The sequence below is a fragment of the Pseudocitrobacter cyperus genome, from assembly GCF_039889165.1.
In the GTDB taxonomy this organism is placed as follows: domain Bacteria; phylum Pseudomonadota; class Gammaproteobacteria; order Enterobacterales; family Enterobacteriaceae; genus Pseudocitrobacter; species Pseudocitrobacter cyperus.
This window is the reverse complement of record NZ_JAYMYY010000008.1, coordinates 48,827-63,317: the sequence shown is the minus strand read 5'-3', so window position 1 is coordinate 63,317 and position 14,491 is coordinate 48,827. Positions and strand designations below refer to the sequence as shown.

The window sequence follows — 14,491 nt, the reverse complement described above, 5'->3', positions numbered from 1 at the left end:
CAGGATGTCGCGATGAAACGTATTCCCCACCAGTTGATGGAACTGAATAGCACCTTTATCTGGCACTGGCCCTGGTTTATTCAGGGCGTGCAGAGTGCGAAACAGCATGGTTTCACCGGGATTATCCTGCACCAACAGGAATTGCTTTCTATTCTGGCTACGCCCTCGCCATTGAGTCAGAAACTGAATGTCGAGAACCTTATTCATCAGCAAAATTACGCGCTGCTTTATTTAAAGCGCGTTGACCGTTACCTGGCCGAAAATAACTTATCGTTCTGGCTTCAGGGTGAAGCGGCGCCGACGGACGACATTATTAAGCGCAAATTTCCCGAACTGGCGTTTGAAGAAAAAAGCGCGCCCGATTTCTGGCCGCAGTTTTATGCGGCGATCATGCATCCGTTATTACAGTCTCTGCCGCACCTGAGCGGCGTCATTCTCAGCCTGACCACGCCAGCGTTTCAGACATCCGGCTGGCAGCGTAGCCTGCATTCGGTCTGGAGCCTGTTGCGCGGACAGGGCAAAAAGCTGGTGCTGCGCGATTTCATTGATGACAGTTGGCCGCGCCAGCAGCTTTCCGGCATTCTCGCCACGCTACCGGGCGACGTGCGCGCCTCCATCAAAGCCACTGAGCTGGATTACCATCCAGGCTTTGCTAACCATCCCAACATCGCCACGCTGCCCGGTCACAATAAGTGGATCGAGTTCGATCTCTTCGGCACCGGCTATGGCTGGACGGCGCTGCCATGCTATCTCGCCGACGAAATTAGCGGCCGTCTGAGCTGGGCATTAAGCGTGGCGGAAGATGAAATCGAAGCCATCACCTCACGCGTAAGCTGGCAGTGGTTGCCTGACAGCCGGGTCATGGATTCGGCCAACGCGATTAACCTGTTTGGCCTGTCGACCGCCAATCAGCTTCAGGATAACGAGCCCTCCACTTTCGAACGCTGGGCCGGGCAACAACAGCTTCGCTTTCGTTCAATACAGGACAAACAGCGCCTGGCCGCTCTGCTGCACACCAGCTATGACTGGTTGTGCAAAACGCCCAATCTGCTGGGGCGGCGGATGCATTATCAGAGCCAGATCCCCGAAAGTATTGCTCAGGCGCAGCAACTGCTGCACATGGATACCCGTAGCGCCAACTGGATGCAGGCTTATCAGCCGCTGATGCCAACTGACGACCCGGCGCTTGGCAATGAACAGCGCGAACTCATTACGCTTGAAAAAGAGACCGCCTGTTTCCTTGCCGCCAATACCGTACAGAGCCTGCGGGAACTGATGCCACGCATCACCTGCCCGAACGACACGCTGGAACAGTTGCTTGCGGCCTGGCGTAGCGCCGAGGTCTACAGCCAGATGTTTTCCCGCGTCGCCACAAGCGTAACGTTACTGATCTGGCACGATCGCTACGGTCATGCGCTTTCCGCCAGCGCGCTTGCAGAACAGCAGAATGCCCTGCTGCGCTATGCCGATACCCTCGATCGCTGGCTGGAGACACCGCCACCCGGTAGCCCGCTGTTTCTTTCTATGCTGCTAAATCCGGAGCGCCTGAGTCGATTCGCCCGCAGCTTGTCGATGCGTTAAGAATAGGGAGGATGCGCTAAAAAGTCGTCTGCAGAGAACGCGAGGAGAGGGGGAGTCGTGAGGACGTCGCGAAAAGTGTGACAGATGCGGCAGGGTTCAAAAAATCAATGTGATAGGGATCAATTTCTGTATCTTCTAAACAGTGAGATTCGTCACCTGCAGCGTCTGAAAGTGTGATCTGTTCGCGGATGCTCCCCGGCCTTTCGACCGGGGATACGTAACATTAGTGCGCGCGCCCCTGCTCAACGCCGAGGCCGGTTTGTGAACGGATAAACTGAGCACGGAACTGCTCACGCTCGCGATTACCCTCTTCGGAGTTATCGGTTGCCGAGAAGAACCAGATCCCCAGGAATGCCACGGTAATGGAGAACAGTGCCGGGTATTCATACGGGAAAATGGCTTTTTCGTGACCGAGGATTTGTACCCAAATCGTCGGGCCGAGAACCATCAGCACCACCGCTGTCAGCAGGCCTAACCAGCCGCCCATCATTGCGCCACGCGTGGTCAGTCGTGACCAGTACATGGAGAGCAGAATGATCGGGAAGTTGCAGCTTGCGGCAATCGCAAACGCCAGGCCCACCATGAAGGCGATGTTCTGGTTTTCAAACAGCACGCCCAGCACGATGGCAATCACCCCCAGGATCAGGACGGTGATTTTCGATACGCGCAGCTCTTCACGCTCGGTCGCGCCTTTGCGGAAGACGTTCGCGTACAGGTCGTGTGAGACCGCGGAAGCGCCCGCAAGCGTCAGCCCTGCAACAACCGCAAGGATGGTGGCAAAGGCCACAGCGGAGATAAAGCCGAGGAACAGGTTGCCGCCCACCGCGTTTGCCAGGTGAACCGCCGCCATGTTGTTGCCGCCAATCAGCGCGCCCGCCGCATCTTTATAGACCGGATTCGCCCCCACCAGCATGATGGCGCCAAAGCCGATGATAAAGGTCAGGATGTAGAAGTAACCCATAAAGCCGGTGGCGTAGAACACGCTTTTACGCGCTTCGCGGGCATCGCTGACCGTGAAGAAGCGCATCAGAATATGCGGTAGCCCTGCTGTACCGAACATCAGGCCAAGGCCCAGTGACAGCGCGGAAATGGGGTCTTTCACCAGCCCGCCAGGGCTCATAATGGCTTCACCTTTCGGGTGAACCGCCATCGCTTCAGTGAACAGGTTATTGAAGCTGAAGCCCACGTGTTTCATCACCATAAAGGCCATAAAACTCGCGCCGAACAGCAGCAGCACGGCTTTGATAATCTGTACCCATGTGGTGGCAAGCATGCCGCCAAACAGCACGTACATCATCATCAGCACGCCCACCAGCACCACCGCGATGTGGTAGTTCAGGCCGAATAACAGTTCTATCAGTTTACCTGCGCCCACCATCTGGGCGATGAGGTAGAGCGCAACTACCACCAGTGACCCACAGGCGGAAAGGATACGAATCGGCCCCTGTTTCAGGCGATAAGATGCCACGTCGGCAAAAGTGTAGCGGCCCAGGTTACGCAGGCGCTCGGCAATCAGAAACAGAATGATTGGCCAGCCCACCAGGAAGCCCAGCGAATAAATCAGACCGTCGTAGCCAGAGGTGAACACCAGCGCGGAGATCCCAAGAAATGAAGCGGCGGACATATAATCGCCTGCAATCGCCAGACCGTTCTGGAAACCGGTGATATTGCCGCCTGCGGTGTAGTAGTCATTACGCGAACGCACACGTTTAGAGGCCCAGTAAGTAATGCCGAGCGTAAACACGACGAAAATTAAAAACATAATAATCGCCTGCCAGTTGGTCGGCTGGCGCTGTACGGCGCCGCTGATTGCATCGGCTGCGTTCGCGGCGAAGGGTAGTGTGGCGGCAAGCGCCGTCAGGACTCTCTTCATGATGCTTTTACCTCGTGCAGTACGGCTTTGTTAAGACGATCGAACTCACCGTTCGCGCGCCAGATGTAGATACCGGTCAGGACGAAGGAGATAAGAATCACCCCAACACCTATTGGGATCCCACGGGTGACGCTGGTGCCCGCATGCAGCGGGGTACCGAGCCAGCCAGGCGCGAAAGCAATCAGAAGGATAAAGCTGATATAAACCACCAGCATGATAATCGACAGAATGGTGGCAAACCGTTGCCGTTTTTCGACTAACTCCCTGAAACGCGCACTGTCTTCTATCCGCTGATAAATGGTGTCATTCATCACAGAGTCTCCAGAGGTAAGGGGGATGTTTTAATTCCCTCTCCCTTAAGGGAGAGGGAGGAACGCGGTTATGAAGGCATGGTAATCGCCTGCTTCTCTTCGAGCAGTTTATCTACTACACCCGGATCGGCGAGCGTTGAAGTATCGCCAAGGTTGCTGGTATCGCCCGCGGCAATCTTGCGCAGAATACGGCGCATGATTTTACCCGAGCGGGTTTTTGGCAATGAGTCCGTCCAGTGCAGCACGTCCGGCGTTGCCAGCGGGCCAATCTCTTTACGCACCCAGTTGCGCACTTCGGTATACAGCGCAGGCGTCGGCTCTTCACCATGATTGAGCGTGACGTAGGCGTAAATCGCCTGGCCTTTGATATTGTGAGGAATACCGACCACGGCGGCTTCCGCCACTTTTGGATGTGACACCAGCGCCGACTCGATTTCCGCTGTTCCCAGGCGGTGACCGGAGACGTTCAGTACGTCATCCACACGCCCTGTTATCCAGTAATAGCCATCTTCGTCGCGACGCGCGCCATCACCGCTGAAATACATGTTTTTGAAGGTGGAGAAGTAGGTCTGCTCAAAGCGCTCGTGATCGCCAAATAATGTCCGCGCCTGTCCCGGCCAGGAGTCGGTGATCACCAGGTTACCCTCGGTTGCGCCTTCTTGCGGATTCCCTTCGTTATCCACCAGCGCTGGCTGTACGCCGAAGAACGGACGGCTGGCAGAACCGGCTTTCAGTTCGGTTGCCCCTGGCAGCGGGGTGATCATGAATCCCCCGGTTTCGGTCTGCCACCAGGTGTCGATCACCGGGCATTTCTCTTTGCCGATCTTTTTCCAGTACCACTCCCAGGCTTCCGGGTTAATCGGCTCGCCGACGGAACCGAGAATGCGCAGGGAGGAACGGTCAGTGCCTTCAATCGCCTTATCGCCTTCCGCCATCAGGGCACGAATCGCCGTCGGAGCTGTGTAGAGGATGTTTACTTTGTGTTTATCGACAACCTGGCACATACGCGCTGGCGTCGGAGAGTTGGGTACGCCCTCGAACATCAGCGTCGTCGCGCCGCAGGCCAGCGGCCCGTAGAGCAGATAGCTGTGGCCAGTTACCCAACCCACATCCGCGGTACACCAGTAGATATCACCCGGATGGTAATCGAAGGTATATTTGAACGTGGTGGCTGCGTAGACCAGGTAGCCGCCAGTGGTGTGCAGTACGCCTTTCGGTTTACCGGTCGAGCCTGAAGTGTAGAGGATAAACAGCGGGTCTTCTGCGTTCATCTCTTCCGGCTGATGTTGGTCGTTGGCGTTTTCAATCAGGTCGCTCCACCACAGGTCACGGCCTTCATGCCAGTCAACTTTGCCGCCGGTGCGCTTCAGCACGACCACGTTTTCGATGGTTTTAACATTCGGGTTTTTCAGCGCGTCATCGACGTTCTTTTTCAGTGGAATACCGCGTCCGGCACGCACACCTTCGTCGGCGGTGATCACTAAGCGCGAGCTGGAGTCAATAATACGCCCGGCGACCGCTTCCGGTGAGAAACCACCAAAGATGACGGAATGCACTGCGCCAATGCGGGCGCAGGCCAGCATGGCGACAGCGGCTTCCGGCACCATCGGCATATAGATAGCGACCACATCACCTTTTTTAATGCCCAGTGACAGCAGGACGTTGGCGAAGCGGCAGACGTCGCGATGCAGCTCTTTATAGGTAATATTTTTGTTCTGGCTGGCGTCGTCGCCTTCCCAGATAATAGCGGTCTGGTCGCCACGCTCTTTAAGATGACGATCCAGGCAGTTTGCCGCCAGGTTCAGGGTGCCATCCTCATACCATTTGATAGAGATATTGCCTGGCGCAAACGAGGTATTTTTGACCCTGGTGTAAGGCTTGATCCAGTCGAGAATTTTGCCCTCTTCCCCCCAGAACGCATCCGGGTCGGAGATGGAGAGCTGATATCTCTGCTGGTATTGCTCTGGGTTAATCAGGCAACGGTCTGCAATGTTCGCAGGAATCGAGTGTTTGTGTATTTGGCTCATGCTTTTTTTCTCCTTGTAAGATGTTAATAATATGTCGCAAAAAAGTTAATTGTAGGGTCTTTACAAGCTTTGTTTACTATTTGGGCGGCAGATCACGCATTACTTGTATTGTTCAAATAATGCGCATTCAATTCTTTGAAGGAATATAATTGCGGATCGTTATTTATGAAAATTGGCACTAAAAAATATTATTTATAACAAAAACTTATAATAGTTTATTGGTAGAAATTAATGAGAATATGCGTGTTTGCAGTGAAAAGCCCTGTTCTTAAAGGGTTGCGCGCGATGCCATCCAGATGATACTGATACTGCGCGTTAAAAAACCCCATAAACAAACGCAACACAAATCATCCCTTTCAAGTAGATGTCATTCCCTTTTGGAATGGTAGCTTTCATTGAGGAAGTCTGTTGTTATGAAAAAAACGAGAATCAGCCTCGCCTGGCAGATTTTGATTGCCCTTGTGCTGGGTATTCTGCTGGGCAGTTACCTGCATTATCAAAGTGATAGCCGTGAGTGGTTGATTGCTAACCTTTTATCACCGGCGGGTGATATCTTTATCCATCTGATTAAAATGATCGTCGTACCGATTGTTATCTCCACGCTCATCGTGGGGATCGCAGGTGTGGGCGATGCCAAACAGCTTGGCCGTATCGGCGCGAAAACCATTATCTATTTCGAAGTGATCACCACGGTGGCGATTATCCTCGGGATTACGCTGGCCAACGTCTTCCAGCCGGGTGCGGGCATTGATATGTCGCAACTGGCGACGGTGGATATTTCGAAATACCAGAGCACCACTGCGGATGTGCAGAGCCACGCCCACGGCCTGATGGGAACCATTCTTTCGCTGGTGCCGACCAATATCATTGCGTCGATGGCGAAGGGCGATATGCTGCCGATCATCTTCTTCTCGGTGCTGTTTGGTCTGGGGCTCTCTTCACTGCCAGCGACCCATCGTGAACCGCTGGTGACGGTGTTCCGTTCCATCTCCGAAACCATGTTTAAAGTCACCCATATGGTGATGCGATATGCGCCGGTGGGGGTTTTCGCGCTGATCTCAGTGACGGTGGCAAACTTTGGTTTTGCCTCCCTGTGGCCGCTGGCGAAGCTGGTTATCCTGGTATACGCCGCGATTCTGTTCTTCGCGCTGGTGGTGCTGGGTGCGGTGGCGAAGATGTGCAAACTGAGCATCTGGACGCTGATCCTCATCCTCAAAGATGAACTGATTCTCGCGTATTCCACCGCCAGCTCCGAGAGCGTGCTGCCGCGTATTATCGAGAAGATGGAAGCCTACGGTGCGCCGCCGGCGATCACCAGCTTCGTGGTTCCGACCGGTTACTCCTTCAACCTCGATGGCTCCACCCTGTATCAGAGTATTGCAGCTATCTTTATCGCGCAGCTTTACGGGATTGATCTCTCTATCTGGCAGGAAATCATTCTGGTGCTGACCCTGATGGTAACGTCGAAAGGGATTGCCGGTGTACCGGGCGTATCGTTCGTGGTACTGCTGGCAACGTTAGGCAGCGTCGGTATTCCACTGGAAGGCCTGGCGTTTATCGCCGGTGTTGACCGTATCCTCGACATGGCGCGTACTGCGCTGAATGTGGTGGGCAATGCGCTGGCGGTGCTGGTTATCGCCAAGTGGGAACACAAATTTGACCGTAAAAAAGCGCTGGCGTATGAGCGCGATGTGCTGGGTAAATTTGATAAGAAAGCGGATTTGTAACATTCGCCAATAAAAAAACGGGGATGATTTTCATCCCCGTTTTTTTTGGTTTGCCCCTCACCCTAACCCTCTCCCAAAGGGAGAGGGAACCGATGGTGCGCGTACTTAAATACAGCGCCGGTTTTCACCCTCTCCCTTTGGGAGAGGGCCGGGGTGAGGGGCTCAACATCATCAACCCAACGCGCTTTCGCGCAGACGGGATTTCAGCTTGTTGTACTCGTCAATCACATACTGCTCAGCCGCATGTTGATCCGCAATCGGCTCAACGTTGACCGCGCAGTACTTGTACTCCGGCGTCTTGGTAATCGGGCTTAAGTTTTCGCTCACCAGCTCGTTACACGCGCCAATCCACCACTGGTAGGTCATGTACACCGCGCCTTTGTTCGGGCGATCGCTCACCTGAGCGCGGGTAATGATTTTCCCTTTGCGTGAATTGACCCACACCAGCGCTTCATCTTCAATGCCGAGGCGAGCCGCGTCAGCCGTGTTGATTTGCGCATAGCCTGGTTCATCCGCCAGCGCCGCCAGCGCCGCACAGTTACCGGTCATCGAACGGCAGGAGTAGTGGCCCACTTCACGCACCGTGGAGAGCACCATCGGATACTCGTCGGTGAGTTTGTCAATCGGCGCAACCCAGTCGCAGGTGAAGAAATGCGCCAGCCCGTTCGGGGTGTCGAATTTCTCTTTGAAGAGATACGACGTACCCTGGTCGGCGTCAGATTCATCGCGGCACGGCCACATGACATAGCCCAGCTCGCCCATTTTTTCATAGGTCGCACCGAGGAAGTCCGGGCAGAGATGACGCAACTCATCCCAGATTTCCTGGGTGTTGTTGTAGTGCATCGGATAGCCCATGCGGGTGGCGATTTCACTGATGATCTGCCAGTCGGTTTTCAGATCCCATTTCGGCTCAACGGCCTTGAAGAAACGCTGGAAGCCACGGTCAGCCGCGGTGTAAACCCCTTCGTGCTCGCCCCAGGAGGTGGACGGCAGAATGACGTCGGCCGCCGAGGCGGTTTTGGTCATAAAGATATCCTGCACAATCACCAGTTCCAGTTCGTCGAACGCTTTACGCACGGCAGAGAGTTCAGCGTCAGTCTGGAGCGGATCTTCACCCATAATATAGGCGGCACGGACTTCACCATGCGCGACGCGGTGCGGCAGTTCGCTGATGCGATAACCGGTGTGTTCCGGCAGGCTGTCAACGCCCCAGGCTTTGGCGAACTTCTCGCGGTTTTCCGGGAATTTGACGTACTGATAACCCGGATAGGTATCCGGCAGTGCGCCCATATCGCACGCGCCCTGTACGTTGTTCTGACCACGAACCGGGTTGACGCCGACGCTCGGTTTCCCAAGGTTGCCGGTGAGCATCGCCAGGCTGGTCAGTGAACGCACGGTTTCCACGCCCTGATAGAACTGGGTTACACCCATGCCCCACAGGATCGCCGCGCTTTTGGCGGAAGCATACATGCGGGCGCACTGGCGAATTTCCTGCGCGCTCACGCCGGTAATCTCTTCGACGGACTCCGGTGTATAGCCTTCAACAATTTTACGGTACTCTTCGAAGCCCTCTGTGCGGCCTGCGACGAACGCCTGGTCATACAGATTTTCTTCGATAATGACATGCCCGATAGCATTGAGCAGCGCGATGTTCGAGCCGTTTTTCAATGCGATGTGCATATCAGCAATGCGCGCGGTTTCAATTTTGCGCGGATCGCAGACGATAATTTTTGCCCCATTGCGTTTGGCGTTAATCACGTGATTCGCCACAATCGGGTGTGAATCTGCCGGGTTATACCCGAAGATGAACACGAGATCCGTGTTATCAATTTCTGTGATGGCATTACTCATTGCGCCATTACCGACCGACTGGTGCAGACCTGCAACCGATGGGCCGTGTCAGACACGTGCGCAGCAATCGACGTTATTGGTACCAATAACGGCGCGCGCAAATTTTTGCATCACATAGTTGGTTTCATTCCCGGTGCCACGAGAGGAGCCGGTCGTTTGAATGGCGTCTGGGCCATATTTTGCTTTGATCGCGCTCAGGCGGTCAGCAACGTAATTCAGGGCTTCGTCCCAGGAGACGGCTTCCAGCTTGCCGCCGCGCTGGCGACGGATCATTGGGCTTTTCAGGCGCGGAGTCAGGATCTGGGTATCGTTGATAAAATCCCAGCCGTAATAACCCTTCAGGCACAGCGTACCCTGGTTGGTTTTCCCCATCGCCGCTTCAGCCTTAACGACTTTCCCGTTATCGACCACCAGGTTGATTTTGCAACCTGAGGCGCAATACGGGCAAACCGTGACGACTTTTTTCATCGGTCTTGCTCCAGTTATCAATCAGCGTAAACGCGCTTAACGGCATTTATTATGCAGGTTCTATGCCATGTTTTTATTGTGGGCATTCACGGATATTACGAGGCTTTTTTAGTCAAAACCCTGACGAAAAACAGTCTGTCGTCAGTTTTGACGTGTCGAAAGCGCGCCGTGTGACGGGACACACGGCGCGAGGGTTATTTCTGATTAATGGCCTGATAACCGCCGCCCAGCGATTTGATGAGCTGAATACTCTCAACCACGCGATGGGTATCAAGCATTACCAGCGACATCTGTTCCGCCAGCACCGGGAGCCGGGCTTCGGTTGCCTGCAGGCGGCTGCCGAGTCCTTGTTTATAGGCAGCCTGCGCGGCTGCCTGAGTATACTGCGCGGCGTCGATGCGCTCGGTCTGCATCACGCGCTGGTCGTTAAGCGTTTGCAGGCGCGAGCCGTTAATCGCCACATCGCGTACTGCGTTGAGCACCGACTGGTTGTAGCGCTCAATCAGCATATTGCTGCTGGCGCGCGTACTCGCCAGATTGGCGTTCAAACGCCCGCCGTCAAACAGTGGCAGGCGCAGGCCGGGGATGAAGTTGATCTGCTTGCTTGGGCTTTTGAACATGTCCTCAAGATGAATGGCGTCGAAGCCGAAGAACGCTTTGATATCGAAGCTGGGATAGAAGAGGGCGCGCGCTGCATCAACCTGGCTCAGCGAAGCCTGTACGTACCAGCGCATTGCCTGAAGATCCGGACGACGAGCCAGCAGTTCATAAGAGAGCGACCCCGGTAACCCGGTCTCGACCTGCGGCAGCGCCATCGGTTTGATGTCCGGCATATCCGCTGTGCCGACGATGGCGCGCAACGATTCCCGCGTCTCTTTGATTTGCCCCTTCACGGCGGCTATTTGCTTTTCCACCGCCAGCAACTGCGCGCGCGCGCCGTGCCACGGTACTTTTGCTTCCAGACCCCGGTTTACTTTGCTTTGATGCGCCTGAACCGCGTAATCAATGACATCTCGCGTCTGCTCCAGTAAATCAAGCATCTGGTAATTCGCCTGCTGGCTGTAATAAAGCTGGGCGACGCCCGTGGTCAACGACAGTTCGACGGCGGCTGTTTCTGCCAGCGCCGCGTTTTTTGCGCCTATCGCGGCCTCGACGGCTGAACGATGCACGCCCCACAAATCGAGATCAAACCCGGCGACCACGCCAACGGTCGCTTCCGTGTAATACGGCCCGTCCATGCCTAAACGCGGCGCGTCCATGGCGTAGGGGCTCAGAAAGCCGCTGGCCGAGACGCGTTGGCGGTTAAGCATGCCAATCGCGGCCATCTGCAGACGCGACCCCGCCTCCAGCAGTTCAGCCTGCGACTGCGCCTTTTCTTCATGTTGTTTTGCCTCAGCCAGGGTATGCGATCCCGCAAGGGTTTTCACAATCAATGCATCCAGTTGCGGATCGTTAAACTGTTTCCACCATTGCGCCTGCGGCCAGCCCTGACTTGCCAGATGAATGTCGTCGGCGAGCTTAATCTGCTCGGGGGCGATCTGCGGGCTCGGCGTTCCGTCTTTGCGGATCAACGCGCAGCCAGAGAGCAGCGTGGTGGTGCCGAGCAGGCTGCAAATCAGCAAGCGGGAAAAGTGTCGGGTCATCGTGGCATAGCTCCTTGCGCCCGCATGGCCTCTGGGGGCGGCGGGTTGCTCCAGTCGGGTAAAAGAGTGATGTGCTGCGCGGCAGGGTTTCCTCGCGCAGTTGGGCTCAATATGGGGGTGGGGCTGTTGCCCTGCGGCAGACTGCTGGCGTAGGCATCCAGCGCGTCAGCAAGCGCAGCGGCATGCGGTGCGTTGGGCTGGCTATCCCATGCGTAAAGTATTTCACGCCCCTGAAGGATCACCGCCTGGCTATGGCGGACTAACCTATCGCGTTCGTCGGCAGGAAGATGGCGCTCCAGCGCCACGCGTTCACACATCTCTTCGCTGGCGTTGAATGCGGCGTGGCAGCCGATACGCAATTGCACATAGCCACTCAACGCCGCGCCGCCCTGGGTATGCGGCAGGCGGATGGCTTTGGCGAGCAGCCCCAGCGCCCCTGCCAGTTTTTGCGGCAGCGTCCGGGCTTCGCTTTCGGGCCAGATAAAAGTGTAGATTACGGCAGAGACCGCGGTGCCAATCAGAATGCCGATGGCGCGGTCGCGGATCTCGACCAGGTCATAGGTGGGGCCGAAGACGTTCTCAAGCGTTGCCAGCGCAAAAGTGACCACCATTTGCGTACCGATGTATGAGGAACGTTCGGAACTGGTCGCCAGCCATGATCCGAGAAGGAAAATCGGTGCCAGTACACAAAGCAACTCAGCAATGTTATCCAGCCATGGCATGATCAGCAGAGTAAACAACAGCGCCAGAATGGCGCCGATGAATGCGCCGCCAAAACGCAGGCCCATCTTCTGATAAGAGGAGCCGATGCTGGGGTTCGCGACGATAACGCAGGTGAGCATGCAGGTGTGGATGCCTTCCCAGTCGACGCCGGAGTAAAAGATATAGCAAATCATGCAGGCCAGCAGCGTTTTCAGCGCATAGCGGATATAGTCGGGATTACTCCACGCGTCCGCAGCCATCGACGGCTGTTTTACCGCTGGCGCCGATGGCGTTTGCGGATCCATTTGGCCAAGCTGAATTAACGCCTGACAAACGCCGCCAAGGCCGCAGCGCTGTGCGGCGGTAAGCTCTTCAGCCGTTGGCTGCCAGCTTCCTTGCCATGGCTCGCCGATGCTGATTGCGTTGGACAGCGCGCGCATTTCTGTCGCCAGTTTCGGCAACATGCTCTGTACCGCCAAATCATCCGCCCAGGCAGTCGTGTCGAAGCGGTTAAGTGTGTTACGCAGGTAAGTTACGGTAGCGACGCAGGCTAGCCACCATGCGCTGTGATTTTTCCACTCTGCGTCATCCGCCAGGCAGAAAACATTCAGTTTTTGCAGCGCCAGCGCGTCGCGCTCAAGCTGTTTTTCGCCTGTTGGCGCGACAGATTGCGTTAAGCGATCGACGGCATCGCCCAGATGCGCACTCAGCGCGTCGTGCATCTGGCTAATCGCCCGCGACGGGAACCACAGCACCCCTATCAGCACCATCAATAGCGTCGGGTAAAGACCCACCACGATGCACCACAACGTCAGGCGCAGGACGATTTCCGGATAATCAAGCATACCGGGAAAGGTTTGCCCGTAAATCGCCACAATGGCCACTGCGAAGAACACCAGCCCCAGTTTGTGGGTACGCATCAGAAACATGCAGCCAATGAGGATCAGGCTGGCAATCACGATGCGGATCAACGGATAGCCATACGACCATTTATAGATCAGAAACAGGCTACCCATCTCCAGTACAGTGGCGCCGACGAAGAGGATCGCCACAAATTTGGTATAAAAGGCATTGGACTGAATGCCGTAAAACAGTACCGCCAACGAGATAGCCAGGAAGGGGATCTCGAAGGTCATGGAGATCAGCACCACAATCAGACAGCCTGCCCAGAGTTGCAGCGTCTGGGCCATACGGCCAGGACGCTGCTCGCTCAGTTCTTCATGAAAAAATGCCAGCAGCCTGGCCAGCGGCATCGGCAGAGCGTTGAGCGCATTCATCATTGCGGCTCAAGACTGGCGGTGGCCGACGCGCCGATGCGGAACATCTCGTCGTCCGGTTTATCTACTACGATTTTGACCGGGAAGCGCTGGGCGACGCGAACCCAGTTGATGGAGCGCGAGACGCGCGGCAGGCCGCCGAGTATAACCCCGCCATCGTCAGGCAGGACGCCATAGCCGATTGAGTCAACTTTCCCTGCAAAGGTTTTGCCCGTATCGCTCATCAGACGGATCGTCGCGGGTGTGCCGGGGTGAATATTTTTCAGATCCGTTTCGCGGAAGTTGGCGATAACGTACCAGTGACGCGTATCGATAAGGGTGAAAATGGGTTTCATCGCGGAGGCGAACTGGCCAACCGATGTTTTCAGCGCCACCACGCGGCCATCAAAAGGCGCGCGCACCGTCGCCATGTCGAGATGCAGTTTGGTGAGTGCTATCTCGGCCTGAATCACGTTGCGCTGGGCAACCAACGCGTCCACGCCGCTCACGGCGCTGGCGGCAGATTGCGCCTGTAACAGAACGGCGTTGAGATCGGCTTCGGCGGCGCGCTGCGCGGTACGAGCCCTGTCGACATCTTCCGCCGAGACGAAGCCTTGTGCCAGCAGCGGCTCAGTACGCCGCAGAGTATCTGTTGTCTGTTTTGCGGCAGCGCGAGCTTTTTCAACCGCAGCCTGGACGGAGTCCGCGCTAAATTTCTGGGCATCCACGCTGCGTTGGGTCAGCATAATTTGCTTCTCCAGCGCCACAAGAGAGGCTTCAGCCCTGGTCAGGTTAGCTTCATAGGGGCGCGGGTCGATACGAAATAGCAGATCGCCTTGTTTTACCTGCTGATTATCGGTAACTGCCAGTTCCACGATGCGACCGCTGACTTCGGGTACGACGTCGACGGTATCCGCTGAGGCGTAGGCATCATCCGTGACGGGCGAGCTGTCGACCCGCCAGATGACGTATATCAGAACGACAATTGCCAGCAGTACCAGCGCCAGCGCGGGTAATTTATTACGAGGAGCTTTCTTCGCGGAGCTTTCCAT

9 protein-coding genes are annotated in these 14,491 nt (G+C 55.8%); 2 read left to right on the top strand and 7 right to left on the bottom strand.

Features of this window, described 5'->3' with window-relative positions; all coding sequences use genetic code 11:
• Positions 1 to 12 precede the first annotated feature (12 nt).
• Positions 13 to 1,581 carry a hypothetical protein gene (locus VSR74_RS20105; RefSeq protein ID WP_347796333.1) on the top strand — a complete coding sequence of 523 codons (1,569 nt, stop codon included), beginning with the start codon at positions 13 to 15 and terminating at the stop codon, positions 1,579 to 1,581.
• 223 nt (positions 1,582 to 1,804) lie between these two features.
• Here VSR74_RS20105 and actP read toward each other — a convergent pair whose 3' ends face one another.
• The 3 genes from actP to acs all read right to left on the bottom strand — a co-directional run bounded on the left by actP (position 1,805) and on the right by acs (position 5,792).
• Entirely contained in the window at positions 1,805 to 3,454 is a 1,650-nt protein-coding gene (gene actP / locus VSR74_RS20100) for a cation/acetate symporter ActP (protein ID WP_347796332.1), read from the bottom strand.
• Complete coding sequence (locus VSR74_RS20095; protein WP_347796331.1) at positions 3,451 to 3,765, bottom strand: DUF485 domain-containing protein; 315 nt, start codon at positions 3,763 to 3,765, stop codon at positions 3,451 to 3,453. The genes actP and VSR74_RS20095 overlap by 4 nt, the downstream gene beginning before the upstream one ends.
• A gap of 68 nt (positions 3,766 to 3,833) precedes the next feature.
• Positions 3,834 to 5,792: an acetate--CoA ligase gene (gene acs, locus VSR74_RS20090; RefSeq protein WP_347796330.1), complete on the bottom strand. Its 1,959-nt coding sequence runs from the start codon at positions 5,790 to 5,792 to the stop codon at positions 3,834 to 3,836.
• A 413-nt stretch (positions 5,793 to 6,205) separates the two neighbouring features.
• On the opposite strand from acs, the gene gltP reads away from it, so the two are divergent.
• Positions 6,206 to 7,519, top strand: a complete 1,314-nt coding sequence (gene gltP / locus VSR74_RS20085) for a glutamate/aspartate:proton symporter GltP (RefSeq protein WP_347796329.1) — start codon at positions 6,206 to 6,208, stop codon at positions 7,517 to 7,519.
• Between the two features lie 171 nt (positions 7,520 to 7,690).
• On the opposite strand, the gene fdhF is transcribed toward gltP, so the two are convergent.
• The 4 genes from fdhF to mdtN form a co-directional block, all read right to left on the bottom strand.
• Positions 7,691 to 9,838, bottom strand: a complete 2,148-nt coding sequence (gene fdhF, locus VSR74_RS20080; protein WP_347796328.1) for a formate dehydrogenase subunit alpha — start codon at positions 9,836 to 9,838, stop codon at positions 7,691 to 7,693.
• 194 nt (positions 9,839 to 10,032) lie between these two features.
• The gene (locus tag VSR74_RS20075; RefSeq protein ID WP_347796327.1) at positions 10,033 to 11,481 is read right to left on the bottom strand and encodes an MdtP family multidrug efflux transporter outer membrane subunit; all 1,449 of its coding nucleotides are present in this window, start codon (positions 11,479 to 11,481) and stop codon (positions 10,033 to 10,035) included.
• Positions 11,478 to 13,460, bottom strand: coding sequence for a multidrug efflux transporter permease subunit MdtO (gene mdtO / locus VSR74_RS20070; RefSeq protein ID WP_347796404.1), 1,983 nt, complete (start codon positions 13,458 to 13,460; stop codon positions 11,478 to 11,480). The genes VSR74_RS20075 and mdtO overlap by 4 nt, the downstream gene beginning before the upstream one ends.
• Positions 13,460 to 14,491, bottom strand: coding sequence for a multidrug transporter subunit MdtN (gene mdtN, locus VSR74_RS20065; protein WP_347796326.1), 1,032 nt, complete (start codon positions 14,489 to 14,491; stop codon positions 13,460 to 13,462). The genes mdtO and mdtN overlap by 1 nt, the downstream gene beginning before the upstream one ends.